Consider the following 26,363-nt stretch of genomic DNA (forward strand, 5'->3'; position numbering starts at 1 on the left):
CCGCGACCAGGCCCCTTTAAGGATCGTCTGATGTCTAGTTGCCAGCGGCGGGCCTAAATTCGCCGGATGCGACTCAAAGCCTATCTGCAACAGATCAACCCTCTACTCTCCGACCCCGAAGCAGCACGCCGGCTGCTTCGGCTGCTGGCGTTCGTACTCTCGGCCGGCATTCTCGGCGCGGCCTACAATTTCCTGTCCTTCACGTTCAACACCGACATTGCCCGGCGCCACGGCGCCATGAGCAGTGCGATCGCCGAGGCGCATACCTTTTTCACCAACCGTGAGGCACTGCTCGAAAGCCTGAGCCTCGCAACCGTGCGCCAGGCCGTTCCTGGCGTCCAAGCGGTGCCCCTGGCACCGGGCGAAGAGGTCCACCTGCAACTGGGCAACCAGCCGGGCAAGCGCTGGAGCCTGTGGCTGACACGACGCATGTGCGCCTATCTCAAGGCGCGCCATGTCAACCTGCTGTATGTCGGCGCAGATGCCCAAGCCCCCATGCGCTGGCTGTACAACGTCGACTCGCAGGCGCCGGAGCCTTCACGCGCCCTGCTCGACCGACTCCGCGATGCAGGGCAACGGGTGAAGGCACCACGGGAACTGTGGCTGGCCGACCAGGGCGCGCAAAGCTCGCGCCTTTTCATCTTCCTGCGCCTGGACGAACGCGACGCGGACTCCGGCTGGCTGGGCCTGGAAATCGACAGCCAGGCGGTGGCGCCATCGCTCAAGGATGCCAGCGCGGGGGAATTCATGATGTTCAACGCCGACGGGATGCTGGTGTTCACCAACAGTCAGGGCCCGGCATTGAACCGCTCGCTACCTAAGCCCGTGGGTCAGGACTTCTTCGGCTTTGTCGGCCAGGGGCTACTGCCGGAGTACCTGGTCATCAGCAAGCCGCTGATGTCCTCGGACTGGCAACTGGTATACGCGATCGGCCTGTCCGCGATCCTCGCCGGCGTGTGGCAGCAACTGCTCGGTGCCCTGCTGTTCTGCGTGCTCAGCATCACCTTGATAAGAGTCCTGATCCAGCGTTTCGACCAGCGCTTCTTCACCCCAACGGTCGAACGTATCCGCGAACTGGTCGAAAGCGAGATGTTCAGCCGTGATGTCATCGAAACAGCACCTGTGGCCCTGTGCGTGCTGCGACGCAGCGATGGACAGGTCGTGCTGGAAAATCACCTGGCCCAGCAGTGGTTGGGCCAAGGCCAGGCACGGGACGCGCGCAGCGCGCAATGGATAGAGAAAGTCTTCGAACCAGACGAAGGCCAGTACAGCGACTATTTCGAGAGCGCCGAAGGGCGTCACCTGTACCTGAGTTGTTCGCCAACCCGCTACAAGGGCGAGCAGGTTCTGTTGTGCGCATTCAGCGACATCAGCGCGCGCAAGCAGATCGAGGCCGCGCTGGAGGATGCCCGGCGCGCTGCCGACACGGCCAACGAAGCGAAAACCCAGTTCCTGGCGACCATGAGCCATGAGATCCGCACGCCGCTCTTCGGTGTGCTGGGCACCCTGGAGCTGCTGTCGCGTACTGCGCTGGACGCCCAGCAGCGCGACTACCTGCAAGCCATCGAAGGCTCCTCCTCGACCTTGCTGCAGTTGATCTGCGACGTCCTCGACGTGTCCAAGATCGAGGCAGGTCAACTGGCCCTCGAACTCAGCGAGTTCAGTGCGTTGGAGCTGGTCCGCGAGGTAATCCAGGGCTACAGCGCGGCGGCCAGGAGCAAGGGGCTGCTGCTCTACAGTTGTCTGGACCCGCGCCTGCCGGAACACCTGATCGGTGACGTCAACCGGATCCGCCAGATCCTCAACAACCTGCTGAGCAATGCGGTCAAGTTCACCGATTGCGGCCGCGTGGTGTTGCGGGTCCGGCTGCTCAACCGCGATGGCGAGCGCTCCTGCCTGTTGTGGCAAGTCTCGGACACGGGCAAGGGCATCGCCGAACAGGACCAGCCGTTCATCTTCGACCCTTTCTACCAGACCGAGGGCCATACCCAGGTCATACCCGGCACAGGCCTTGGGCTGCCGATCTGCCAGCGGCTGACCCAATTGATGAATGGCCAACTGCGCCTGGTAAGCGAGTTGGGCCTTGGCAGCAGCTTCAGCCTGACCCTGCCTTTGGAAGTGGCGTCCGGCCGCAGCAATGCCCCGTTCAATCTTCTGGCAGAGCGCATTCACGTGGTATCGCCGGCGCGCGAACTGGCAGAAGCCATCGCTGGCTGGTTATGTCGCTGGGGGGCTCGTGCCCAGGTCGGTGCGCCGGGCTGCGCCCTGGCCGGCGAACTGCTGGTCGAACTGCATCCAGGCAGCGTCGAGCGCTGCCTGGTCGGAGAATGGCCTGGCCCGCGGATCCTGGCCAGCGCCCAGGGATGCTGGGAAGCCCGCCACGAAGCCGGTCACTGGCAGGTCAACCTCAACGACCTGGGCGCCCTGCACCATGCCGTCGCCCAGGCCCAGGGCCTGCGCAGTGCCAGGCACGAAGCCGTACCCGACGTTCGCGCGCCGGAGCCGCTTGGGCTGCACGTGCTGGTTGCCGAGGACAATCTCATCAACCAGTTGATCCTTCGCGACCAGCTCGAGGAGCTCGGCTGCAGCGTGAGCTTGGCCAGCGATGGCGAGCAGGCCCTGCAAAGTTGGAAACGCGAGCACTTCGACCTGGTGCTGACCGACGTCAACATGCCCGGTATCAACGGCTACGAACTGGCCCGAGCCCTGCGCGGTCTGGGCTGCGCCCAGCCCATCATCGGCGCCACCGCCAATGCACTGCGTGGCGAGGAAGAACTGTGCCTGGCCGCTGGCATGGACCGCTGCCTGATCAAGCCTTTCAACCTGCAAGTGTTGTTCAACTGCCTGGCCCCGTATCGAGGTAGCCGCCATGAAGTCCTTTAACATCCTGATCGTCGAAGACCACCCTTTCCAGCACATGTACCTGCAACACCTGTTCAGCGAGCTTGGCACCTTCAACCTGGAGGCAGCCCGGGATGGCCAGGAAGCGCTGGAGCGCCTGCGACTGCGCGACTTCGACCTGGTCCTGACTGACCTGCTGATGCCTGGCATGGATGGCGTGCAGTTTATCCAGCACCTGGCTGGCCTTCGCCACAAACCCGGTCTGGCGATCATGAGCGCGGCCTCGCGGCGCATGCTCATGGCTGCAAGCCTGGTGGCCAAGAACCTTGGCGTGGACGTGCTTGGGCTGATTTCCAAGCCAGTCGAGCCGGCTGCGCTGCGCAGCCTGATCGACCAGTTGCAACTGCACCACCAGGCTCCAGCCCAGGCGGCCCCGACAGCCCTCGAGTTCGATCGCCAGACACTGATAGATGCCTTGAACAACCGAGCCTTCCAGGCCTGGTTCCAGCCCAAGAAGTCTTTGCACAATGGCCGCATCGTCGCAGCCGAAGCGCTGGTGCGCTGGATGCATCCGGACCAAGGAGTCTTGTTGCCAAGCACCTTCCTACCGACGATCAAGGCCTTCGGCCTCGAGGAAAGGCTGCTGTGGGTGATGCTCAAGCAAGCCATGGATGCCCAGGCACGGTGGCGTGACCGAGGCTATGACATCCCCGTCTCGATCAACCTGCCGACCCACCTGCTCAACAGCCATGACCTGGCCGACCGCTTGCTGGAGTTCGTCCTGCACCACCAAGGCGTGCCCGGCAAGCTGTGCTTCGAGCTGATGGAATGTTCAGTTCCCGAAGAGCTGAGCAATTTCTATGCAGGCGCCTGCCGCTTGCGCATGAAGGGGTTCGGCCTGTCCCAGGACGACTTCGGCAAAGGCTACAGCTCGTACCTGAGCCTGGTCTCGACGCCGTTCACCGAGCTCAAGATCGACCGCGCCCTGGTGCAGCGCTGCGATGAAAGCGAGAGCCTGGCTTCGGCCCTGGCCAGCATCGTCGCCCTGGGGCGCAAGCTTGGGCTGACCGTGGTGGCAGAGGGTGTCGAAACGCCCCAGGAGCTCGAGATGCTACGCAAGGTAGACTGCAACCAGGTTCAGGGTTTCCTGATCTCCCATGCCGTCTCGGCTGAACAGTTCCAGCGCCTGCTGCACAGCGACGGTCCGCCGTCAGCCTACTGAACTGTTGTAACTCACGGCGCCGGCCGGGCATCAGAGGTAATATCCCTAGGGTACCGATGCCCCCAAGGTCTTCCGGATTCTTTCATGAAACAATACAACGCCCTGCTGGAAAACCTGGCTCGCAGCTCCCTGCGACTGAACAAAGGCATGACCGTTCTGCTTGGCCTGGCGCTGCTGCTGGCCGGCTTCAGCCTCTGGTCCATCGAGCGCCTGGTCGACGAGCATAACGACACGGTCAGCATCCATTTCGCCCGGCTGATGGAAAACATCCAGGAACAGGAAAGCTTCCTCGAGGCCCTCGTGCTACGCAGCGCCAGGGGCGAGTTGCTCGACCACCCACGTGCGCTCGAACCGGTGCTGACACCACTGCCCGACCAAGGACCGGACATCTACAAAGGCCAGGCATTTCCATTTTCCCTGCCATTCAGCCTCAAGCTCGACTCGCACAGCCTCGCTGGCAACCAGGTGGCAAGCATCTTCAGCCAGGGTGCGAACCTGGCCAGCTTCTACAGCATGTTCTGGTCGGCCTCCCCCTACCGATCGCCCCAGGTGTTCCTGTTCTCGCCGGATGCCCATTACGACATCACGGTTCCCGCCGCCGGCCGCAGTCGGGGCAAGCCCCAGGACGTGGACGAGCCTTTCATCGACGTGGTCAGGCAGGTCGCGGCGCGGCGCCCCCAAGGCCTGGACCAGGGCGCCGGCATCGTCTGGCGCAGCTATGTCGAACAGCCGGACCAGGACTCCCCACCGCGGGTACTGGCCTATGCCAGCATCGCCCTGCGCCCGACTGAGGCAAGCGGCCAACATTTGCAAGTGGCGTCGCTGGTCGACCTGGCACAGATCGACGACTTCGAACGCATCATGGCCTGGACCGTGTATGACCATTTCAACCTGATTGCTCCGTCCGGAGAGGTGCTGGTCGGCACGCCCATGCCTCTTGAGGGGGTGCATGAAGGCCTCAACATCAAGCCCGAAGGCCTGGTTTTCCGCCTTCACGAGCAAGCCAACGGTGGCTGGAGCGCGGTCTACACCGTGACCTACCGGCACTTCTTCCGTTACGCGTTCTGGTCGCTGGCCAGCCTCGCCGCCACCTTCCTCGTCCTGGTCGGATTGGGCCGGGTGGCCATCCGCTGGTACCAGCGCCAGGTCATCCTGCCTGCGCGCGCAGCACACGAGACCATCGCCGAGAGCGAGGCCTTCAGCCGGGTGGTCATCGACACCGCGCCGACCGGCCTGTGCGTGGTTCGCAGCGCCGACAACGAGGTACTGCTGGAGAACCAGCGCGCGCAACAATGGCAAGGCACCCGCGAATTGGTCAGCACTCTCGCCCCGGCACTGGGCAGTACCCGCAGCGGCGAACACTACCTGCAGGTCGAGGGCCGCCATTTGCAGGTCGGCTTCGTGTCGACCCGTTACCATGGCGAAGACGTACGCCTTTACGCATTCAACGACGTCACCCGCCACGTCGAGGACGCCCAGGCGCTGGAAGAGGCGCGCCGCGCCGCCGACGCCGCCAACACCGCCAAGACCCTCTTCCTGGCAACCATGAGCCACGAGATTCGCACGCCGCTGTACGGCGTGCTGGGCACCCTCGAGTTGCTCGGCCTGACCCACCTGGATGCCCGCCAGCAAGGCTACCTGCACACCATCCAACGTTCCTCGGCGACCCTGTTCCAACTGATCAGCGACGTGCTCGACGTGACGAAGATCGAATCCGGACAGATGGCCCTTGAGCCAGTCACGTTCTGCCCGCTGGACATGCTCGAAGATACCGTGCGCACCTACCGCGCCTTCGCCGAGCGCAAGGGACTGTTGCTCTACGCTTGCCACGATGCCCGACTGCCAGCCCAGGTGGTCGGCGACCCGATACGCATCCGCCAGATCCTCAACAACTTGCTGAGCAACGCCATCAAGTTCACCGACACCGGCCGGGTGGTGCTGCGCACGCGCGTGCTGGCGCTCGACGACACCCAGGTCAGCCTCCAATGGCAGGTCGCCGATACCGGCATCGGCATTTCACAAGCGCAGCAGGCCAGGCTCTTCGAGCTTTTCTACCAAGTCGTCGACGCTTCCAGCGAGGGCGGTGCCGGTTTGGGTCTGCCGATCTGCGGCTGGTTGGCCGACATGATGGGCGGCCAGATCAAGGTCGTCAGCGAGCCGGGCCTGGGCAGCAGTTTTTCCCTGAAAGTAAGCCTGCCACTGGCCCCGGGTGAGTTGAGCGACTGCCCGCTGGTCGCGCCCGACCCGACCCCGGTGTACGTGCGCGCACCGATCCCGGAGCTTGCCCAGCACGGCGTCGACTGGCTGCAACGCCTGGGTATCAGCGCCACGTTGACGATTCCGCCCATGGAAAAAGACAATCACCAGGCCCTGCTGGTGGACCTGCTCGACTGTCCGGACGCCATCAACTGGCATGGCCAGCGTATCTGCGCCAGCAGCGACGGCCCGGTGCCCGCCAGTTTCAGCGACGGTAGCTGGCGGGTGGACCTGCACGACATACGTGCCATCGCCCAGGCCGTTGCCCAGATCCGAGAGGGCGGCGCACCCGAGGGCCAGGACACGGCGCGGCAGCAAAGCGCCGCCCTGCGCCTGCATATCCTGGTGGCCGAGGACAATCCGATCAACCAGGCGATTCTCCAGGAGCAACTCGAAGCGCTGGGCTGCACAACGGTAGTGGCGGCCAACGGCGAACAAGCCATGCAACGTTGGCAGCCGGGCCTTTTCGACGTGGTCCTCACCGACGTGAACATGCCGTTGATGAATGGCTACGAACTGGCCAGGACCCTGCGCCAGCATGACGCAAGGCTACCGATCATCGGCGTCACTGCCAATGCGCTGCGAGAGGAGGGTCAGCGCTGCATCGAGGTGGGGATGAATGCCTGGATGGTCAAGCCGCTGAGCCTGCAAACCTTGCGCAGCCATCTGGTCCGCCTGTGCCGGCCAACCCTGGCTGACAGCTCCAGCCGCGCACAAGCGCAAAGCTCCAGCGAGCGACCCGCACCGTCCACCATCGAGACCGTGCAACTGTCCGCCGCGATGCGCGCACTGTTCGTCAGCACCATGCGCCAGGACATGCAACAGTTGCGCCTGGCGCTTGAGCAGCGTGACCACCAGCGCCTTGGCGAACGCCTGCACAGCATCGCCGGCGCCCTGGGCGCGGTACAGGCCAAGGCCCTGGCCGAACAGTGTTGCGCACTGGAGAACGCGCTGGTCGACTCGCCGATCGATGCGGCCCTGACCGAGAACCTGCGGGGGGTACTGGACAGGCTTTCTGCAATGCTAGATACCCTCGCATAGAATCAATTTCAGCGCTGACAACGCCTGCAAACAACCCTCCCATCCGCACCGGCTAACGGATCGTCTTTTATGGAAAAACTCAAGGTCATTATCGCCGACGATCATCCCATCGTGCTGCTCGGCGTCCGGGAACTGGTCGAGCGAGACCCACGCTTTGAAGTGGTCGGCGAGGCCGTCTGCTCGCAAGGGCTGATCGAACTGCTCGAACGCCACCCGGTGGACATGGTCATCTCCGACTACAACATGCCGGCAGACTCCCCCTATGGTGACGGCCTCAAATTGATCGACTACCTCAAACGTCACTATCCCGCAGTCCGCATTCTCGTGCTGACCATGATTTCCAACCCCCTGATCCTGACACGGCTGCAAGAACTGGGCGTCTACGGCGTCATCCAGAAGAACCAATTGCACGGTGAGATTGAAAAGGCGCTCAATGCCCTCGCCCGCAACAGCACCTACCGGGCGCCGGAACCGGCAAGGCACTCGGTGCTCGCCTGCACCACCGCCATCGACCAACGGGTAGAAAACCTGTCCCCCAAGGAATTCGAAATACTGCGTCTTTTCGTTGCCGGCCAAAGTGTCAGCGAGATTGCCCGCAGTCAACACCGCAGCACCAAGACCATTAGTGCGCAGAAAGTTTCAGCGATGCGCAAACTTGAAGTAAACAGCGACCAGGAGTTATTGGAATACTGCTTGGCGAGTCATATCTTCAACTAATTAACGACTGTCATTGTCGGGCCATTAAGATTCGTCTGATGTGCCAGGGAAACCACCTGACTTATCGTGAGCGTGCATTAACTTGCAGCACTTACTCACTATCACGTGGACATTAATATGAAAAAATTTTCCCTGGCCGCACTGACCCTGTCGCTTATCACCGCTTCGGCCGGCGTCCTGGCCGCCGAGCCCACCGGACCGGTCAAGGGTGGCAGCGGCAAGATTTCCTTCACCGGCGTGATCAACAATGACGCCTGCTCGGTCGATGGCGCCAACGCCGACCGTATGATTGCCGTAGACATGGGCACCGTTTCGATCAAGGACATGGGCACCGCCGAAAACCCAACTTCGGGCCGCGTGACCGGCAAGGACTTCAACCTCAACGTCAACTGCAACGTCGGCACCAAGGTGGCGATGGTCTTCGATGCCAACAGCGGCGGCTCGGGCCTGGTCACTGGCAAGAAGGTCCTGGCCCTGACCAAGGGCACCGGCACCGCCGCCAACGTCGGCATCGCCCTGCTCGACCCCAACGGTAACCTGATCGACCTGAGCTCGGCCGCCACCGCCAAGATCCAGAGCGAAGTGCACGGCACGGGCGCCGAGGGCGGCGACGCTACCCTGAGCTTCTCCGCGGCCTACGTGACCACCGGCGCAGCGGGCACCGCCACTGCCGGTCGTGGTGACGCCACCCTGCCGTTCATCCTGCAGTACGAGTAATCACTTCGCAGCTGCTCCCTGGGCGAGGCTGATCAGCCTCGCCACTCCTTCGTCCCGCAAGGTATCCACCATGTTGCGTCGTTCTATGTATCCCGTTCTCGGGTTGCTGGGCATGCTCGTTGCCGCCCAGGCAACCGCCAGCATCTCCCTGAGCGCCACCCGCGTCGTGTTCGACGGTGCTCACAAGGAAGCCAATGTCATCGTGCGCAATGGCAACCAGGAAGTCCTGGTGCAATCCTGGGTAGACAGCGGCGACAGCGCCAAAGCGCCCGCGCCGTTCGCTGTGACACCACCGTTGGCCAGGGTAATGCCCAAGCAGGAACAACTGCTGCGTATTCTCTATGAAGGCCAAGGCTTGCCGACCGATCGCGAATCGGTGGTCTGGCTCAATGTCCAGGAAATCCCGCAAGCCAGTACCAAGGCCAATACCTTGCAACTGGCGGTGCGTCAACGTATCAAAATTTTCTTTCGCCCGGCCGACCTGCCCGGTAATGCACTGCTGGCACCGGAGCAATTGGTCTGGCAACTGACCCAACGCGGCGGACACGCACAACTGACTGTAAACAACCCCAGCCTGTTCCATGTGTCCATGGCCGATATCGAACTCAAACGCGGAAAGCAAACTGTGCTCAGCGTCGACTCGACCATGATCGCCCCGCGTGCAAACAGGACATTCAGCTCGGCACTTTCCCAGGTGGAGGGCCCGTTGACGCTCACGTTCAAGAGCATCAACGACTATGGCGCCCAACATGAATATTCCGTGCAGTTGAACACTGCCCAGCCTGGTAGCGCAAAGCCTGCCGAACCCGCCATCGCCCTGTGAAACCGTAGCGCCCACACCTCACGCGCCTGGTCCCGTGCGGCCTCCCCGTGCCCAGCCCGTGCCGGGACATGAAATAGGTTCCTCGTATGTCTCTGTCCATCGCCTCCCGCTCCGTAGTCGGCGCCGCTGCAGGCGTGCGCGCGCTCAATGGCGGCACGTTTCGTCCGGCCTGGAAGCTCAACGCCCTGTCACTGGTCATCTGCACCACGCTACCCGGCTTGGCAGCGGCGCAGGATGACCCGCACCTGCAAGGCTTCAACACCACCTTCCTGCAGGGCGCGCAATCGGCGGTCGACTTGCAACTGCTGCTGTCGGCCAACAGCGTGCTGCCGGGCAATTATCGGGTAGACCTCTACAGCAACGACGTGCTGGTGGGCCGGCGTGACATCGACTTCAACCGCAACCCCCAGACCGGGGTCGTGGAACCCTGCCTGACCCTGGAGCTGCTCGGACAGTTGGGCATCGACATGGACAAGCTCAAGGCCCAAGGTCGTCTGGTTGACGCCCAGGCGTGCTACGACCTGCCCACTCTGATCGACCAGGCCAGCTTGAGCTATGACTCCAATCACCTGCGCCTGTCCGCCAGCATTCCGCAGGTTGCGATGAAACGTGGCTTGCGCGGCTATGTCGACCCGCAGCTGTGGGATGCCGGGGTGTCCGCAGCGTTCGTGAACTATCAATTCAATACCAGCCGCAGCGCCGGCGATGCCCAGACCCGCATCAACAACAACCTGAGCCTGCGCAACGGTATCAACCTCGGCAGCTGGCGCTTGCGCAACGAGTCGAACTTCAGCAGCGGTACCGGTCGGCCGGACACTTTCAAGAGCAACCGCAGCTATGTGCAACATGACGTGACGGCGCTCAAGGGCCAGTTCAGCGCAGGCGACATCTTCAGCGACACCGACCTGTTCGACAGCGTGCGCTACCGGGGCCTGAAACTGGCTTCGGACGAAGGCATGCGCGCCGATAGCGAGCGCGGCTACGCGCCGGTGGTCAGGGGTGTAGCCCAGACCAGTGCCAGGGTCGAGATTCGCCAGAACGACTACGTGCTCTATACCACCAACGTTCCGCCCGGCCCATTCGAAATCAGCGACATCTACCCCAGCGGCTCCAATGGCGACCTGGAGGTCACCATCATCGAGGCCGACGGTCGCCGGCGGGTCAGCACGCAAGCATTCTCCAGCTTGCCGCTCATGGTCCGCGATGGCCAGGTCAAGTACAGCCTCTCCGCCGGACGCTACAACAGCAATACCGAGGGCCTGGCCAGGCCGCAGATGCTCAGCACGACGCTGGCCTACGGCCTGTCCAACACCTTGACTGGCGTCGTCGGCCTGCAAGCCACCGACAACTACAAGGCACTGGCCGTGGGCAGCGGTTTGAACACGCTGCTGGGCGCATTCTCGCTCGATGTCACCCACTCCTCGAGCAAGGCCCAGGGCCAGACCACCCAGGGCAACAGCTTGCGGGCGCTGTACGCCAAGACATTCACCGGCACCGACACCAACTTCACACTGGCCGCCTACCGCTACTCCACCGAGGGCTACCGCACCCTCGCCCAGCATGTCGAGGACATGAGCACAGATTTGGTCAAACGCAGCGGCAACTCCAAGACCCGAACCGACCTGACCATCAACCAGAGTCTGGGCCGCAACCGCGCCTTCGGCAGCCTGTACCTGACGGCCACCGACCAGCGCTACTGGAACCGAGGCGGCTCGCAGAGTCTGTCCGCAGGCTACAGCAACAACTGGGGCGAAGTTTCCTACAACATCGACGTCAGCCGCACCAAGGAACTGGGAACTTCAGGCCCTTCTGGGGAAGATACCCAGTTCAACGTATCGGTGTCGTTCCCGCTCGGCAGCCGCGCCCGTGCACCTCGGGCGTTCGTCACCACGAGCACGCAGAAAGGCAATGACACCACCCAGGCTGGCGTCAACGGTTATCTCTCGGAGACCAGCGACACCTTCTACTCGATCCAGGGCGGGCACAGCCGCACCAGCGGCAGCTCGGCATCGGCCAACCTCAATACCCGCACCTCGGTCGCCGACATCAGCCTGGGCTATAGCCAGGGACGCGGCTACGACTCGCAGAACCTGAACATCGCCGGGGCCGTCGTCGCCCACCAAGGTGGCATCAACCTCGGCCAGACGCTGAGCGAAACCTTCGCACTGGCCGAAGTGCCCGGGGTGAAGGGTGCAAAGATCAGCAGCTACAGCGGTGTGGAAACCGGACGTAATGGCTACGCGGTGATCCCCAATGCCCAGCCCTACCGGGTCAACTGGATCAGCCTCGATACCCGCGATCTGGGGGGCGACATCGAGATCGACAACGCCACGCAGCAACTGGTGCCTCGACGCGGCGCCGTCGTGCTTGCCCGCTACACGGGCAAGAGCGGGCGTCGGGTACAGTTCGAGCTGTTCGACGAGCGTAACCAGTCGATTCCATTCGGCGCCTCGGTCGAAGATACCGAAGGCAAGCAACTGGCGATTTCCGACCCAAGCGGCAAGGCATTGGTGCTGTTGGAGCAGGATCAGGGCAGCCTGACCATCAAGTGGAGCGACCGACAGTGTGTGGCGGCGTATCACCTGCCCGAACGGGACAAAGCGGTCAATTATGAACGCCAGCGCCTGGTGTGCCAGCCGTAGCAGGCGACCCGGGCGCGCAAGCCATCGTTCGTGGCCCCCGGGGATGATCGGAAACGCGATGTAAAAAAATAGTGCGGCCAGGGCTGCCAAAGCCTATGAACAAGGCCGCACCACGCCTTGGCGTGAACTCATGGCGAGTTCTTTTTTCCTTGAAGGCGGCGCACTCCTGTACAATACGCCCTGGGTGCTAGCTGCATGAGGCAGTGACGCAGGTTAAATGGACACGCAGGTCGGGCCGCCTTGCGGGAGTTCTTGCGCCTATGCAAAAAACCAAGCTAACCCGTGCCCAGCAACTGGCTGCCCATGCCTTCGCCAACCTCGAACGCTTCCTGCATATCGAAGCTGTCAGTGGTGTGGTCCTGCTGGTCGCTGCCATCGCCGCCCTGATCTGGGCAAACTCCCCCGCTGCCGCCAGTTACGACGCACTCTGGCACACGCCTATTTCCTTCGGGATCGGCTCGCTGGTGGTCTCGCAGTCGCTGCATTTCTGGATCAACGACGGCCTGATGACCATTTTCTTCCTGGTCGTCGGCATGGAGATTCGCCGTGAAATCCATGAAGGCGCCCTGTCCAGCCTGCGCCAGGCCACGCTGCCCATGGCCGCTGCCATCGGTGGTGTAGCGATCCCGGCACTGATCTACCTGAGCTTCGGCCATGCGCCAGCCGAGCAACAAGGGTGGGCGGTACCCACCGCGACGGATATCGCCTTCGCCGTTGGCGTCCTGGCGCTGCTGGGCAAGTCGATTCCCGCGAATGTCCGCGTTTTCCTGCTGGCCCTGGCGATCATCGACGACATCATCGCCGTGCTGATCATCGCCTTCTTCTATTCCGGCGGCCTCGATTACAGCGGCCTCGCCTTGGCTGCGGTTGGCCTGCTGATGGTGGTGGGGCTGCAGAAGATAGGCGTCGGGTCGGCATACGCCTATGTCATACCAGGCTTGATCACCTGGCTGGGCATCCTGATGACCGGTGCCCACCCGACCCTGGCCGGCGTCGTGCTCGGCTTGATGACCCCCGTTGCTGCAATGCCCATGCGTCAGCGCCCGCTGGAGGCGATCTCGCAATTCACCGGTGAACTGCTGGGCCGCGCGCAGACCCCGGAGCAGGATCCACATCAACTGATGGACCCCCTCAAGCGTCTGCGCCTGGCACAACGCGAACTGGTCGCACCGGTGGTGCGCATGCAAGGTCACCTGCACCCCTGGGTGGCCTACGCCATCATGCCGCTGTTCGCCCTTGCCAATGCTGGCGTCAGTCTCTCGGGTGTCGACCTGTCCGCTCCAGGGCCTTACTGGGTGATGACTGCCGTAGCGGTCGCGCTGGTACTCGGCAAGCCGCTGGGCATCGTCAGTGTCAGCTGGCTCATGGTCCGGTTGGGGTGGTGCGCATTGCCTGCCGGTGTGACCTGGGCAGGTATCACCTTGATCGGCTTGCTGGCGGGTATCGGCTTCACCATGTCGATCTTCATCGCCAACCTCGCCTACGCCGATCCAGCCGCCTTGGGTGCCGCCAAACTCGGGGTGTTGTCCGGTTCGGTCATCGCCGCCGTCATTGGCCTCACCTGGGGCTTCTGGAGCCTGCGCCGGGGTGCGGCCGGCACCAAGGTCGAAGCCGTCTGACGCTGGATTTTCTACCCCTCCAACCTGCCGCCTCTGCCAGGCGGCAGGTCGGGCATCGACCCGGTTTCGATCGCCAGCCCTACCCTCAAGACCGCCGATCATTTAACCTTCCTGTCAACTGCACGCTGCTGCAGCGAATGCTCTGCGTCACTGCACGACCATTTCGCCCCTCAACCAACAGTAAGGCTTCATGCGAAAACTCCTGGCAAGCGCCCTGGCGCTGGTAATGATTGCCGCGCTAAGCGGCTACGGCTTCTGGACCTTGCAACGACCGGAAGGCCATTACCTCTCGGACCTGCGCATCGAGCTGGCGCTGAACCATGGCGTACCGGGCGACAACGGCAACCTGCTGGGCGTGGAGCCCCTGCTCTACCCCAGCGACTACCAGAACCTGCAACGCCTGCACCGCAAGCTTTCGGCCTACCTGGAACAGGCGCGCGCCCAAGGCCTGGTAGGCCCCCGCACGGTGGTGGTGCTACCCGAACACATCGGCACCTGGCTGTGGGCACGGGGCGAGAAGAACGAGTTGTACCAAGTCACTCGCAGCCAGGAAGCCTTGCAATGGCTGGAACTGAGCAACCCGCTGCGCTATGCGATGGCGATGCTTAGCGCAAGCGGCGATGACCGCCGTACCGATGCACACCTGCGCATGAAAGCGCAGCAGATGGCCAGCGACTATCAGCTGCTGTTCGGCGGCCTGGCCCAGGAGTTCGGGGTGACGTTGGTCGCCGGCTCGATCGTGCTGCCGGCCCCGTATATCAAGGATGGAGTGTTGCACACCGGAAGTGGCCCACTGTTCAACAGCAGCGTCGTGTTCGCCGCCAATGGCTCGCCGCTGGGCCAGCCCCAGCGCCAGCAATTTCCCGACAGCGAGACGCGCCGTTACATTCACGATGGCCGCCAGCAACCCTTGCACGTGGTGCAGACACCCGCCGGACGCCTTGGCGTGCTGGTAGGCAGCGACAGCTGGTATCCCTCGAACCACCAGCAACTGGCACGACAATCGGTGCAGATCATCGCCAACCCGGTATTCCTGAGCGGTAAAGGCAGCTGGGAGACGCCGTGGCGCGGCAATCGGCATCAGCAGGCCGCCGCGGCGCTGGCGTTGCAACGCGGTGAAGTCAGCGAACAAACCGCCTGGCAGCGCTTGACCCAAGCCGCAGACGCGAGCGTGAGCAGCATGAGCGTCTTCATGCGTGGTCAGTTCTGGGAACAAGGCAGCGATGGCCAGGGCTTTGCCCATCAGGCAGGAGCGCTGCTGGCCGGCCCGCCCAGCCAGGGCGCCCGCTTGCTGAACCTGTGGTTGTGAAGCCATGCCACGCCCCCGTGTGCGCCTGGGAGACCTGTCGGTAGGCTTCGTCCAACCATTGGCGCAGGCACTGCGCGAATTGGGCCATGATCCCGCGCCCTTGCTGCTGCGCTACGGACTGGACACCACGCGCCTGGGCGAAGCCAATGCGCGATTGTCGATCCCGCGTTACATGCATCTGGGCCATGCGGCCATCGAGCTGACCGGCGAGCCGGCACTAGGCCTGCACATGGGCCGTCTGAGCCACCTCTCGCACGCCGGGCTTGCGGGTGTCACGGCCGCGCAGGCACCCACCCTGGGTGAAGCTGCGCGCACCTTGCTGCGTTTCGAACCGCTGTATGCTGCCAATTACCGGGGCCATTCCCGTTTCCTGGAGGACCCGTACGGCGCCTGGCTGCGTTTCTATTCCATCAGCCCTTACAACGGTTACAACCGTTTCGTGGTCGATTCGCTGCTGGCCGGCTGGCTGGCTCAACTTGCGGGGCTGGCTTGCGTCCCGCTGCAGGCCGAACGCCTGGAGATCGAGTTCGAGGCGCCTGACTACGCAGACCATTACCAGCCACTGTGCAGCACTGCCGTGCAGTTTGGCGCCAGCAGCAATCAACTGCGCCTGAACAAGGCCACGCTGGACCTTGTCAACCCGCACCATTGCCCGAGCACCTGGCACCACCTGCTGCAACTGTGCGAAGCGCAGATGCAGCAGCGCACGCGAGTGCGCAGCCTGGGCGAACGCATCACTCACTTGCTGGGGCCCTTGCTCAACGGTGGCCGTGAACCCGACCTGGAAGAAGTAGCACTGCACCTACAACTGCCCTGCTGGACCTTGCGCCGCAAGCTGGCGGAGGAAGGCACAGGGTTTCGCAGCTTGCTCAACGATACGAGGCGCGACCTGGCCGAGACCTATATCCGCGACACGGAACTGGCCTTCGGCGAGATTGCCTATTTGTTGGGATTTGCGTCAGCCGAAGCCTTCCAACGCGCGTTCAAGCGATGGACCGGCATAACGCCGGGAGCGTTCCGGCGTAGCCAACGTCACGCGGGTTAAAGCTCGGTGGCGTCGTCCGCCGGCTCTGGGGTGTCCAGTTCGTAAGCCTGGTACTCGAGTAGCTCTTCCTGATAATCATCCATTGCCCTGCGTCCTCTTCATGCTTTCATTTTCGTTGGTCATGCCTTCAACCTAAGCAGGAAAGGTGAAGGAATGATGACAACTCCCATGAAGGGTAAACGTAGCAGGTGTTCAGGAAGTTAGCGCTGCTCTTCTGTAACAGTGGGTGTGGCCGCAGACGTGGCTGTTTCGGTGGCGCTGGCAGCGTCCTGAGTCTGCGCCTGGATCGGCGCAGGTTCCGCGGGCGGCGCGACCGGCTGCGAGCCCTGACTGTCATCGACTACCGGGGTCGCCTGGACTTCACTGGCAGGTGCAACGTTGGCAGAGGCTGGCGCCTGTGCAGCCAACGGCGCCGCAGCGGGAGCCTGAAGGGCGGCGGCGGGCGGCGGGGCAACCACTGGGGCGGCGGATGCCTGCTCCGGCAAGCCAAGGTCAGCTGCGGGCTTTTCTTCCTTGGGCGCCTCGACCTTCGCCTTCTGGGCTTTTTGGACCTTCTTCGGCTTTGGCAGGTAGCTCTCGACCAAGGCGAAGTAGCGATCATAGAACTGCGCTGCAGTCACCGTCTCACTGGCGACCTTGACCATCGAGTCGTCGCTCGAACCGATCGGCATGGAAACCGAGCCCAGCACACCGACACCCAAGCTGGCGGAGGTATTGGACTTCTTCAGGCTGTAGCGGTCCTGCAGGGCGTTGGCGAACATGGTCGAACGCTGATCGTCACTCACATCGGGCGCACAGGTGATGTTGAAGCTGATCTGCAGGTGGTTTTCGCTGTTCTGCTGAAAACTCTTGTTGCCCGTGACCTGATTGGCGCCACTGCTGGTGATAATGTAGCCCTGGCTGAGCAAGGCACGCCGTGCAGCCTCGCAGGAGCCGGCATCGCTCACCGGGAAACTGCGCGAGAAGGTTCCCGAGTCGTCGAAGTTCTCGTGTTCGTAGATAGCAGCTTTTTTCGAAGAGCAACCGGACACGCCCGCCAGCACTAGGGCCAGCCCGAGCGCACCAAAGACGGATGATCTGGTCATTGCGAATTCCGGGTAAGTCGAGAAGGTGTCTATTGTGCAACACACTGGGCAGTGACTGAAACCGTTCATCGGTGAAGAGTGTGTCAGCTTCTTGTAAATTCGGCCGCAGGTGCAACGGAGCACTGCCAAAGCCAAAAACAAAAAAAGCGACCCTGAGGTCGCTTTTCTTGTTGCTTCGAGGCGTTCAAGGACCTCGAGGCGAAGATGGCGCAGCGGACGGGACTCGAACCCGCGACCCCCGGCGTGACAGGCCGGTATTCTAACCGACTGAACTACCGCTGCGTATCGCTTGGGCTTGCGCCCGGTAAAACCTGATCTACTCTGCTTGGTGCTTGGCACCCAGCGGTAGACACAAAAAAAGCGACACGATGATCGCTTCCCTTGTTGCTTCGAGGCGTTCAAGGACCTCGAAACGAAGATGGCGCAGCGGACGGGACTCGAACCCGCGACCCCCGGCGTGACAGGCCGGTATTCTAACCGACTGAACTACCGCTGCGTATCGTTCAGGCTTTCGCCTGATTGAAACTGGGATCAGCCTCAGGCATTTTCGCCTTTTGGCTTCAGACCGGTGCAAGGCACCCATCTGTTGAAAAAGTGGCGCAGCGGACGGGACTCGAACCCGCGACCCCCGGCGTGACAGGCCGGTATTCTAACCGACTGAACTACCGCTGCGCATAGTGGACTTGCGTCCTGTTCCTCTCTGGCGTTTCGCTTCTTTCAAAGCGGCCTGCACCAGGAACGATCTCAGGAAGTGGTGGGTGATGACGGGATCGAACCGCCGACCCTCTGCTTGTAAGGCAGATGCTCTCCCGGCTGAGCTAATCACCCCCGCGATGTTGCTTGTTGCGTTTGCTTCGCTGAGGCCGCGAAATTTACGCAGGTGCCGAAGCTAAGTCAATACCCCCATTGAATTTTTTTTCAAAAAGGGCAAAAAACAGTTTGCCGGTCCCTGGGGTTTTGCCTGCCTGTTGCGAGCCCATCTTCGGCAAGCCGGCTCCTGCAGTGATCCGCTAGAGAAACAAAAAAGGGGACCTTTCGGTCCCCTTCCCTGTCGCAGTGCGGTTCAGGTGTAGATCATCTTGCGCGTCATGCCACCATCGACCACGAACTCCTGGCCGGTGACGAAACCCGCCTGGCGCGACAGCAGCCAGGCCACCATCGCCGCGACATCTTCCACGGTCCCTACCCTGCCCGCCGGATGCTGGGCATGGTCAGCCTCGGTCAACGGCTCGGCACGGCGCTGCGAAGGGTCTCGCGCATCGATCCAGCCAGGGCTTACCGCGTTGACACGAATCTCCGGTCCCAGGCTCATGGCCAAAGCATGGGTCAAGGCCAGCAAACCGCCTTTACTGGCGGCATAGGCTTCGGTGTCTGGCTCCGATTGCCGCGCACGGGTCGAGGTCAGGTTGACGATGGCCCCTGCGTGCGCACGCAAATAGGGTGCGCAGTGCTTGGCCAGCAGCATCGGGCCATTGAGGTTGACCGCCAGTACCCGGTTCCACTGGGCCAGGCTCAGGCTTTCCAGCGTCTGATTGTGCGGATTGGCAATCGCCGCATTGCACACCAGGGCGTCCAAGCGGCCAAACTGACCCAGCACTTCGGACACCCCGGCACTCACCTGGGCCTCGTCGGCGACATCCATGGTGATGAACCAGGCGTTTTCCCCAAGTGCCTTGGCCACCTTGGCCCCTCGCTTGCGGTCAAGGTCGGTCAGCACAACCTGCCAACCTTCGCAAATCAACCAGGCGGCAATGCCCAGGCCGATACCGCGAGCGGCCCCGGTCACCAGGGCTACCCGGCCGTTATGGCCCGGCCCACCGCCTTTCCAGTCGATCACAGCGCCGCCAGACCACGCGCCAGATCGGCTTGCAGATCAGCCACGTCTTCAAGGCCAACGGCAACCCGGATCAGGCTGTCGCGGATGCCCGCCGCTTCACGCTCCTGCGGCGTCAGACGACCGTGGGAGGTGGTGGCTGGGTGGGCGATGGTGGTTTTGCTGTCGCCCAGGTTGGTGGTGATCGAAATCATCCGGGTAGCGTCGATGACGCGCCAAGCGCCCTCTTTGCCGCCCTTGACCTCGAAACTGACCACTGCACCGAAGCCACTCATCTGGCGCTTGGCCAGCGCGTGCTGCGGGTGGCTCGGCAGCCCGGCGTAATGCACCTTTTCCACGCCATCCTGTTGCTCCAGCCATTCGGCCAGCTTCTGGGCACTCTCGCAGTGGGCGCGCATGCGCAACTTGAGCGTTTCCAGGCCTTTGGTGAATATCCAGGCGTTGAACGGGCTGAGCGTCGGCCCGGCGGTGCGCAGGAAGCCCACCACCTCCTTCATCTGCTCGGCACGGCCAGCAACCACGCCGCCCATGCAACGGCCCTGGCCGTCGATGAACTTGGTGGCGGAGTGGAAGACGATGTCGGCACCCAGTTTCAGTGGCTGCTGCAACGCCGGCGTACTGAAGCAGTTGTCCACCACCAGCAAGGCACCGTGGGCATGGGCAATTTCGGCCAGGGCGCTGATGTCCACCAACTCGGCGAGAGGGTTGGACGGCGACTCGACGACCAGCAGCTTGGTGTTGGCCTTGAGGGCCTTCTCCCAACCGCCTAGGTCCGCCAGCGGCACGTAGTCCACCTGTACGCCAAATCGCTTGAAGTACTTTTCGAACAGGCTGATGGTCGAGCCGAATACGCTCTGCGAGACCAGCACGTGGTCGCCTGCACTGCACAGCGACATGACCACCGCCAGCAGCGCCGACATGCCCGTTGAAGTCGCCACGGCCTGCTCAGCGCCTTCCATGGCCGCCAGGCGCTCTTCGAACGCCCGCACCGTGGGGTTGGTATAGCGGGAATAGACGTTGCCCGGGGTTTCACCGGCAAAGCGCGCGGCTGCATCGGCAGCCGTGCGGAAGACATAGCTGGAGGTCAGGAACAGCGCTTCGCTGTGCTCGGCCTCCGGTGTACGACTCTGACCGGCGCGCACCGCCAGGGTGTCGAAACCGACACCCTCGAGGTCACTGTCCAGTCGTCCGGCATCCCATTGATCCGTCATGCCGTCGCTCCCAAATCAATTGTTGTAGAGGTCGATGATCGCGCTGACTGCCTGATTCTTGACCTTGGCCGCATCGTTGCGGGCCTGTTCGATACGGTCCAGATAGGCTTCGTCGATGTCGCCGGTGACGTATTCACCGTCGAACACCGCGCAATCGAAGTGCTCGATCTTGATCTTGCCGCCACCGACCGATTCGATCAGGTCTGGCAGGTCCTGGTAGACCAGCCAGTCGGCGCCGATCAACTCGGCCACCTGCTCGGTGGTACGGTTGTGGGCGATCAGCTCGTGAGCGCTCGGCATGTCGATGCCGTAGACGTTGGGGTAACGCACCGCAGGGGCTGCGGAGCAGAAGTAGACGTTCTTGGCGCCAGCTTCGCGCGCCATCTGGATGATCTGTTTGCAGGTGGTGCCACGCACGATCGAATCGTCGACCAGCATGACGTTCTTGCCACGGAACTCCAGCTCGATGGCATTGAGCTTCTGACGGACCGATTTCTTGCGCGCAGCCTGGCCAGGCATGATGAAGGTACGGCCAATGTAACGGTTCTTGACGAAACCTTCGCGGAACTTGACGCCCAGGTGGTTGGCCAGCTCCAACGCCGCGGTGCGGCTGGTGTCCGGAATCGGGATGACCACGTCGATGTCATGATCCGGGCGCTCGCGCTGGATCTTCTCGGCAAGTCTCTCGCCCATGCGCAGGCGCGCCTTGTACACCGAGACACCGTCCATGATCGAGTCGGGGCGGGCCAGGTAAACGTGCTCGAAGATGCACGGCTTGAGTTGCGGATTGGTGGCGCACTGCTTGGTGTACAGCTGGCCTTCCTCGGTGATGTACACCGCCTCACCCGGCGCCAGGTCGCGGATCAGGGTGAAACCGAGCACGTCGAGGGCAACGCTTTCCGAAGCGATCATGTATTCCACGCCCTCGTCGGTATGACGCTGGCCAAAGACCACCGGGCGAATACCGTTCGGGTCACGGAAGCCGACGATACCGTAACCGGTGATCATCGCCACCACCGCATAGCCACCCACGCAACGGCTGTGCACGTGGGAAACCGCAGCGAACACGTCCTCTTCGGTCGGCTGCAGCTTGCCGCGCACCGCCAGCTCATGGGCGAAGACGTTCAGCAGCACTTCCGAGTCGGAGTTGGTGTTGACGTGACGCAGGTCGGACTCGTAGATCTCCTTGGCCAGCTGCTCGACGTTGGTCAGGTTGCCGTTGTGTGCCAGGGTGATGCCGTACGGCGAGTTGACGTAGAACGGCTGGGCCTCAGCCGAGGTCGAGCTGCCCGCGGTCGGGTAGCGCACGTGACCGATACCCATGTGGCCGATCAGGCGCTGCATGTGGCGCTGCTGGAAGACATCGCGCACCAGGCCATTATCCTTGCGCAGGAACAACCGGCCGTCATGGCTGGTCACGATACCGGCAGCGTCCTGGCCGCGGTGCTGGAGGACCGTTAGCGCGTCATACAGCGCCTGATTGACGTTCGACTTACCGACGATACCGACGATGCCACACATGCGACGCAACCCCTACTTTGATGAAACTTGAGTGAATAGCACTCAGGGCTTGGTGGGCCCGAGCAACTGTTCCTTGAACGGAAGATCAGCCGGTGCGCTGATCACACCACTGGACATCCACTGACCGGTGAAACCCATGATCAGGTTTTTCGACCAGTCAGCGACCAATAGAAACTGTGGTATCAGGCGTGATTCCTGCCACCAGCTATCTTGTTGAACCGGCCCCAGGCTGAGCAGCCCGATGGCCACCACCACCAGCAAGGCCCCGCGCGCGGCGCCGAACGCCATGCCGAGGAAACGATCGGTGCCGGACAACCCGGTCACGCGGATCAGCTCGCCAATGAGGAAGTTGATCATGGCCCCCACCAGCAAGGTGGCGACGAACAGAATGGCGCAGCCTGCAATCGTGCGCATCGAGGGGGTCTGGATATAACTCTCAAGATACACCGAGAGCGACCCACCGAACATCCAGGCGACCGCCCCGGCAATGATCCAGATGAGCAGGGACAGGGCTTCCTTGACGAAGCCGCGCTTGAGACTGATCAGTGAGGAAATGGCGATGATCGCAATGATCGCCCAATCAACCCAGGTAAATGCCACGGTGCTGCCTGCAGACGTTTGAGGCGGCGCATTTTACCAGAGCGGCGGGCTTGGGGTAAGCGGAATGTCAGGGTGATTCGCGATGCACTCATTGCCGGCGATGGGCTGCAAGGCAGCCCCGGCAAAATCAGCTGCGCTCCGGCTGGAAGCGCACCACAAAGCCTTTGAGGTTCTGCTGCCGATTGATCGTGTCACGCAGGCGCTCGGCCTCCGCACGCTCGATCATTGGCCCGACATACACCCGGTTCATGCCACCGGCCGAACGAATGTAGGCGTTGTAGCCCTGACTGCGCAGGGTTTTCTGCAAACTCTCGGCACCGGCGCGGTTGGACAGGCTGGCCAATTGGATCGACCAGCTCACCGGCAGGCCATTAACGTCGATCTTCGAGGGTGCCGAAGCGGCTGGTGCCGGGGCGGGAGAAGCCGCCGGTCGGGTTTCAGCCTTGGCAACCGGTGCAGCCGCAGGCGCCGGCACTGGCGTCTGTGCCTTGGTCTGGGCCTGGGTCTGCGGCGAAGGCGTGATCGGCTGGCTTGGGGTGGTGACCGGCGCAGTGGACTCATTGACCACCACCGGCGCTGGCTGAGGCTCTTCCGGCACAGGTTGCGGCTCCGGCACGGCAACCGGCTCGACCTGCACTTGCGGCAAGGTCGGCATGGCCGGCGCCTGCGGAGCCTCAACCTGGACCTGGCGCATTTCATCCTCGCGGGTGAACAGCATCGGCAGGAAGATCACTGCCAATGCCACCAACACCAGCGCACCGACCATACGCTGTTTCATCCCTTTATCCAGCACAGCCATCTAATCAAGCCTCCGGGGCCTGCCGCTCCAGCCATTCCAGGGCCTCGGCGACACAGAAAAACGAACCGAACAGCAGAATCTGGTCATTCGACGTCACGTGCGCGCACTGCCCTTCCAGGGCATCGGCAACACTGGCGTAAGACTTCACCGTCGCGCCGAGGTTCGTCAAGGCTGCGAGCAACTCGGCGGCCGGACGACTGCGCGGGGTCGCCAGCGGCGTCACCGCCCAGTCATCGACCAAGCCCTGCAACGGCGCGACAACACCCGGCAGGTCCTTGTCGGCAAGCAGGCCGAACACCGCCAGACGACGTCCTTGCGGCGGGCGAGCCGCCAGACGTTGCGCCAGGTACTCGGCAGCGTGAGGGTTGTGCCCGACGTCCAGCAGCAACTCGACGCGCTTACCCTTCCAGATCAGCGAACGACGATCGAGACGCCCGGTGATGCGGGTGTCGAGCAACGCCTGGCGAAGCTGCCCGGCATCCCATGGCAACCCCATCAGCAGGTAAGCCTGCAAGGCCAAGGCGGCGTTTTCCATCGGCAAATCGAGCAATGGCAGATTGCGCAGCTCAACCTGCACCCCATCGGCGGCGGTACCCCGCCAATGCCAGGCGTCATCGGCGCTGGCCAGGTCGAAGTCGCGGCCACGCAGGAACATCGGCGCCGCCAGCTCGACGGCCTTGTCCAACAGCGGTTGCGGCGGGTCCAGATCACCACACAGCGCCGGTTTGCCAGCGCGGAAGATACCGGCCTTCTCGAACGCCACCTTTTCGCGGGTATCGCCCAGGTAGTCGACATGATCCACGCCGATGCTGGTCACCAACGCCAGATCGGCATCGACTACGTTCACGGTGTCCAGACGGCCACCGAGCCCCACTTCAAGCACGACGGCATCCAGTGCCGAGCGCTGGAACAACCAGAACGCGGCCAGGGTACCCATCTCGAAATAGGTCAGGGAAATCTCGCCCCGCGCCGCCTCGACAGCGGCGAAGGCGTCGCACAGCTGCTCATCGCTGGCCTCATGGCCGTCGATCAGCACCCGTTCGTTGTAGCGCAGTAGGTGTGGCGAACTGTACACGCCCACCTTCAGCCCCTGGGCACGCAGCATCGACGCCACGAAGGCGCAGGTCGAGCCCTTGCCATTGGTGCCAGTCACGGTCACCACGCGTGGCGCCAGCTTGCCCAGCGCCAGCCGGGCAAGCACCTTCTGCGAACGCTCCAGCCCCATGTCGATGGCCGTAGGGTGCAACTGTTCGAGGTAGGCGAGCCACTCGCCCAGGTTGCGCTCTGTCATCACGCGACCGCAGCCGCCTCACGCGCCTGTGCTGGCGTTTCCTGGCCGGTCATCTGCGCCAGCAGACGAGCCAGGCGCGGACGCAGCTCGCCACGAGGGATGATCAGGTCGATAGCGCCGTGCTCCAGGAGGAACTCGCTGCGCTGGAAGCCTTCCGGCAGTTTTTCGCGCACGGTCTGCTCGATGACGCGCGGACCGGCGAAGCCGATCAGTGCCTTCGGCTCACCAACGATGACATCGCCGAGCATTGCCAGGCTGGCGGAAACACCCCCGTAGACCGGGTCGGTCAACACGGAAATGAACGGAATGCCTTCTTCACGCAAGCGCGCCAGCACAGCCGAGGTCTTGGCCATCTGCATCAGCGAGATCAGTGCTTCTTGCATGCGTGCACCGCCGGAGGCCGAGAAGCAGACCATCGGGCAACGGTTTTCCAGGGCGTAGTTGGCCGCACGGACGAAACGCTCGCCGACGATGGCGCCCATCGAGCCACCCATGAAGGAGAATTCGAAGGCGCTGACCACGATCGGCATGCCCATCAGGGTGCCGCTCATGGAAATCAGCGCATCCTTCTCGCCAGTCTGCTTCTGCGCGCCCGCCAGGCGGTCCTTGTACTTCTTGCCATCACGGAACTTCAGGCGGTCGACCGGCTCCAGCTCGGCACCCAGTTCTGCGCGACCTTCCGGATCGAGGAAGATGTCGATGCGGGCGCGAGCGCCGATGCGCATGTGGTGGTTGCACTTGGGGCAGACATCCAAGGTCTTTTCCAGCTCCGGACGATACAGCACGGCCTCGCAAGCCGGGCACTTGTGCCACAGGCCTTCAGGCACCGAGCTCTTCTTCACCTCGGAACGCATGATCGAAGGGATCAGTTTGTCGACTAACCAGTTGCTCATGCTTTCTTTCTCCAGTATCGGCGGGCAATGACCGGCCAAGCCGGCCTTGCCTTGCCCTTGAGCTCACATTCTTCTACGAAACGATGACGGACCGGTCGCAGGCCTGGCTGCGCACCGCTCCACCTTCAATTTGTCATTCGACCGCGGATGTTCCGGCGGTCGCCCCGCAGGGCTGCGATAGCTATGGACGATGGCGCTCGGCCTGCCGTCACATCCACCTTCATGCCTGCTTGACCGCGCGCATGAAGGCTTCGATTTTCGCGGCATCCTTGATGCCTTTGGCCTGCTCTACCCCACCGCTGACATCCACCCCATAAGGCCGTACCTGGGCGATGGCCTGGCCGACGTTTTCCGCCGACAGACCGCCTGCCAGGATGATCGGTTTGCTGAGCCGGGCCGGCACCAGCGACCAGTCGAAGGCCTCGCCGGTACCACCAGGGACGCCGGCCACGTAGGTGTCCAGCAAGATGCCGCGCGCCCCTGCGTAAAGCTGGCAGGCCGCCTCGAGATCATCCCCCGGGCGCACGCGCAGGGCCTTGATCCAGGGGCGATGGTAACCCTCGCAGTCGGCAGGTGTTTCATCGCCGTGGAACTGTAGCAGGTCCAGCGGCACCACCTCGAGAATCTCGTTCAGCTCGCAGCGCGAAGCATTGACGAACAACCCGACCGTGGTCACGAAGGGTGGCAGTTCGGCAATGATGGCGCGCGCCTGGCGCACATCCACGGCACGCGGGCTCTTGGCATAGAAGACGAAGCCAATGGCATCGGCGCCAGCCTCGGCGGCCGCGAGTGCGTCTTCAATGCGGGTAATGCCGCATATCTTGCTGCGAACGTTGCTCATGGACTGCGAACCCTGAGTGATCGGTTAAAGGCCAGATGGTAGCAAATGACTTTTCA

19 protein-coding genes and 4 tRNA genes are annotated in these 26,363 nt (G+C 62.8%); 10 read left to right on the plus strand and 13 right to left on the minus strand.

The annotated features are described in order from the left end of the window. Positions 1–66 precede the first annotated feature (66 nt). From C4Q26_RS04070 to C4Q26_RS04115, 10 genes are all read left to right on the plus strand, one after another. On the plus strand, positions 67–2,883 hold the full coding sequence (locus C4Q26_RS04070; protein WP_104882018.1) for an ATP-binding protein: 2,817 nt from the start codon (positions 67–69) through the stop codon (positions 2,881–2,883). Continuing rightward, positions 2,870–4,063 (plus strand): EAL domain-containing protein, encoded by a 1,194-nt coding sequence (locus C4Q26_RS04075; RefSeq protein WP_023379479.1) that lies wholly within the window; start codon positions 2,870–2,872, stop codon positions 4,061–4,063. Before C4Q26_RS04070 ends, C4Q26_RS04075 begins: the two co-directional genes overlap by 14 nt. Before the next feature lie 84 nt (positions 4,064–4,147). After that, positions 4,148–7,360 (plus strand): hybrid sensor histidine kinase/response regulator, encoded by a 3,213-nt coding sequence (locus tag C4Q26_RS04080; RefSeq protein WP_104882804.1) that lies wholly within the window; start codon positions 4,148–4,150, stop codon positions 7,358–7,360. Between the two features lie 69 nt (positions 7,361–7,429). Next, the gene (locus C4Q26_RS04085) at positions 7,430–8,077 is read left to right on the plus strand and encodes a response regulator (RefSeq protein ID WP_023379477.1); all 648 of its coding nucleotides are present in this window, start codon (positions 7,430–7,432) and stop codon (positions 8,075–8,077) included. Between the two features lie 117 nt (positions 8,078–8,194). Further along, positions 8,195–8,794, plus strand: coding sequence for a fimbrial protein (locus C4Q26_RS04090; protein WP_023379475.1), 600 nt, complete (start codon positions 8,195–8,197; stop codon positions 8,792–8,794). Positions 8,795–8,864: 70 nt separating this feature from the next. After that, on the plus strand, positions 8,865–9,617 hold the full coding sequence (locus C4Q26_RS04095; protein ID WP_023379474.1) for a molecular chaperone: 753 nt from the start codon (positions 8,865–8,867) through the stop codon (positions 9,615–9,617). An 86-nt stretch (positions 9,618–9,703) separates the two neighbouring features. After that, a complete protein-coding gene (locus C4Q26_RS04100) occupies positions 9,704–12,259 on the plus strand; it encodes a fimbria/pilus outer membrane usher protein (RefSeq protein ID WP_104882805.1) in 2,556 nt (851 codons plus the stop codon). A gap of 260 nt (positions 12,260–12,519) precedes the next feature. Beyond that, complete coding sequence (gene nhaA, locus C4Q26_RS04105) at positions 12,520–13,878, plus strand: Na+/H+ antiporter NhaA (RefSeq protein WP_104882020.1); 1,359 nt, start codon at positions 12,520–12,522, stop codon at positions 13,876–13,878. A 190-nt stretch (positions 13,879–14,068) separates the two neighbouring features. After that, entirely contained in the window at positions 14,069–15,187 is a 1,119-nt protein-coding gene (locus C4Q26_RS04110) for a nitrilase-related carbon-nitrogen hydrolase (RefSeq protein ID WP_023379471.1), read from the plus strand. 4 nt (positions 15,188–15,191) lie between these two features. Further along, positions 15,192–16,232, plus strand: coding sequence for an AraC family transcriptional regulator (locus C4Q26_RS04115; protein ID WP_104882806.1), 1,041 nt, complete (start codon positions 15,192–15,194; stop codon positions 16,230–16,232). 200 nt (positions 16,233–16,432) lie between these two features. Here the strand turns inward: C4Q26_RS04115 and C4Q26_RS04120 are convergent, their stop codons facing one another. The 13 genes from C4Q26_RS04120 to C4Q26_RS04180 all read right to left on the minus strand — a co-directional run bounded on the left by C4Q26_RS04120 (position 16,433) and on the right by C4Q26_RS04180 (position 26,307). Further along, positions 16,433–17,317 carry a DUF2242 domain-containing protein gene (locus tag C4Q26_RS04120; protein ID WP_023379469.1) on the minus strand — a complete coding sequence of 295 codons (885 nt, stop codon included), beginning with the start codon at positions 17,315–17,317 and terminating at the stop codon, positions 16,433–16,435. A gap of 205 nt (positions 17,318–17,522) precedes the next feature. Beyond that, positions 17,523–17,599, minus strand: a tRNA-Asp gene (locus tag C4Q26_RS04125). Positions 17,600–17,736: 137 nt separating this feature from the next. Then, positions 17,737–17,813 (minus strand) — tRNA-Asp (locus C4Q26_RS04130). A gap of 99 nt (positions 17,814–17,912) precedes the next feature. Beyond that, positions 17,913–17,989 (minus strand) — tRNA-Asp (locus tag C4Q26_RS04135). 80 nt (positions 17,990–18,069) lie between these two features. Then, positions 18,070–18,145 (minus strand) — tRNA-Val (locus C4Q26_RS04140). 235 nt (positions 18,146–18,380) lie between these two features. Beyond that, positions 18,381–19,154, minus strand: a complete 774-nt coding sequence (locus C4Q26_RS04145) for an SDR family oxidoreductase (protein WP_023379457.1) — start codon at positions 19,152–19,154, stop codon at positions 18,381–18,383. Further along, the gene (locus C4Q26_RS04150; protein ID WP_023379456.1) at positions 19,151–20,362 is read right to left on the minus strand and encodes an O-succinylhomoserine sulfhydrylase; all 1,212 of its coding nucleotides are present in this window, start codon (positions 20,360–20,362) and stop codon (positions 19,151–19,153) included. Before C4Q26_RS04150 ends, C4Q26_RS04145 begins: the two co-directional genes overlap by 4 nt. 15 nt (positions 20,363–20,377) lie before the next feature. Beyond that, entirely contained in the window at positions 20,378–21,883 is a 1,506-nt protein-coding gene (purF, locus tag C4Q26_RS04155; protein ID WP_104882807.1) for an amidophosphoribosyltransferase, read from the minus strand. A gap of 42 nt (positions 21,884–21,925) precedes the next feature. Continuing rightward, entirely contained in the window at positions 21,926–22,483 is a 558-nt protein-coding gene (locus tag C4Q26_RS04160) for a CvpA family protein (protein WP_023379452.1), read from the minus strand. A 127-nt stretch (positions 22,484–22,610) separates the two neighbouring features. Beyond that, the gene (locus C4Q26_RS04165; RefSeq protein WP_023379450.1) at positions 22,611–23,282 is read right to left on the minus strand and encodes an SPOR domain-containing protein; all 672 of its coding nucleotides are present in this window, start codon (positions 23,280–23,282) and stop codon (positions 22,611–22,613) included. A gap of 4 nt (positions 23,283–23,286) precedes the next feature. Further along, a complete protein-coding gene (gene folC, locus C4Q26_RS04170) occupies positions 23,287–24,573 on the minus strand; it encodes a bifunctional tetrahydrofolate synthase/dihydrofolate synthase (protein WP_023379449.1) in 1,287 nt (428 codons plus the stop codon). Continuing rightward, positions 24,573–25,466, minus strand: coding sequence for an acetyl-CoA carboxylase, carboxyltransferase subunit beta (accD, locus tag C4Q26_RS04175; protein WP_023379447.1), 894 nt, complete (start codon positions 25,464–25,466; stop codon positions 24,573–24,575). Before accD ends, folC begins: the two co-directional genes overlap by 1 nt. Positions 25,467–25,686: 220 nt before the next feature. Beyond that, entirely contained in the window at positions 25,687–26,307 is a 621-nt protein-coding gene (locus tag C4Q26_RS04180; protein WP_023379445.1) for a phosphoribosylanthranilate isomerase, read from the minus strand. Positions 26,308–26,363: the final 56 nt, after the last annotated feature.

This window comes from Pseudomonas sp. SWI44 (genome assembly GCF_002947915.1).
Taxonomy (GTDB): domain Bacteria; phylum Pseudomonadota; class Gammaproteobacteria; order Pseudomonadales; family Pseudomonadaceae; genus Aquipseudomonas; species Aquipseudomonas taiwanensis.

Coding starts and splice junctions, on each gene's coding strand:
- C4Q26_RS04070 (WP_104882018.1), top strand. CDS start 67: ATGCGACTCAAAGCCTATCTGCAACAGATCAACCCTCTACTCTCCGAC.
- C4Q26_RS04075 (WP_023379479.1), top strand. CDS start 2,870: ATGAAGTCCTTTAACATCCTGATCGTCGAAGACCACCCTTTCCAGCAC.
- C4Q26_RS04080 (WP_104882804.1), top strand. CDS start 4,148: ATGAAACAATACAACGCCCTGCTGGAAAACCTGGCTCGCAGCTCCCTG.
- C4Q26_RS04085 (WP_023379477.1), top strand. CDS start 7,430: ATGGAAAAACTCAAGGTCATTATCGCCGACGATCATCCCATCGTGCTG.
- C4Q26_RS04090 (WP_023379475.1), top strand. CDS start 8,195: ATGAAAAAATTTTCCCTGGCCGCACTGACCCTGTCGCTTATCACCGCT.
- C4Q26_RS04095 (WP_023379474.1), top strand. CDS start 8,865: ATGTTGCGTCGTTCTATGTATCCCGTTCTCGGGTTGCTGGGCATGCTC.
- C4Q26_RS04100 (WP_104882805.1), top strand. CDS start 9,704: ATGTCTCTGTCCATCGCCTCCCGCTCCGTAGTCGGCGCCGCTGCAGGC.
- nhaA (WP_104882020.1), top strand. CDS start 12,520: ATGCAAAAAACCAAGCTAACCCGTGCCCAGCAACTGGCTGCCCATGCC.
- C4Q26_RS04110 (WP_023379471.1), top strand. CDS start 14,069: ATGCGAAAACTCCTGGCAAGCGCCCTGGCGCTGGTAATGATTGCCGCG.
- C4Q26_RS04115 (WP_104882806.1), top strand. CDS start 15,192: ATGCCACGCCCCCGTGTGCGCCTGGGAGACCTGTCGGTAGGCTTCGTC.
- C4Q26_RS04120 (WP_023379469.1), bottom strand. CDS start 17,317: ATGACCAGATCATCCGTCTTTGGTGCGCTCGGGCTGGCCCTAGTGCTG.
- C4Q26_RS04150 (WP_023379456.1), bottom strand. CDS start 20,362: ATGACGGATCAATGGGATGCCGGACGACTGGACAGTGACCTCGAGGGT.
- purF (WP_104882807.1), bottom strand. CDS start 21,883: ATGTGTGGCATCGTCGGTATCGTCGGTAAGTCGAACGTCAATCAGGCG.
- C4Q26_RS04165 (WP_023379450.1), bottom strand. CDS start 23,282: ATGGCTGTGCTGGATAAAGGGATGAAACAGCGTATGGTCGGTGCGCTG.
- folC (WP_023379449.1), bottom strand. CDS start 24,573: ATGACAGAGCGCAACCTGGGCGAGTGGCTCGCCTACCTCGAACAGTTG.
- accD (WP_023379447.1), bottom strand. CDS start 25,466: ATGAGCAACTGGTTAGTCGACAAACTGATCCCTTCGATCATGCGTTCC.
- C4Q26_RS04180 (WP_023379445.1), bottom strand. CDS start 26,307: ATGAGCAACGTTCGCAGCAAGATATGCGGCATTACCCGCATTGAAGAC.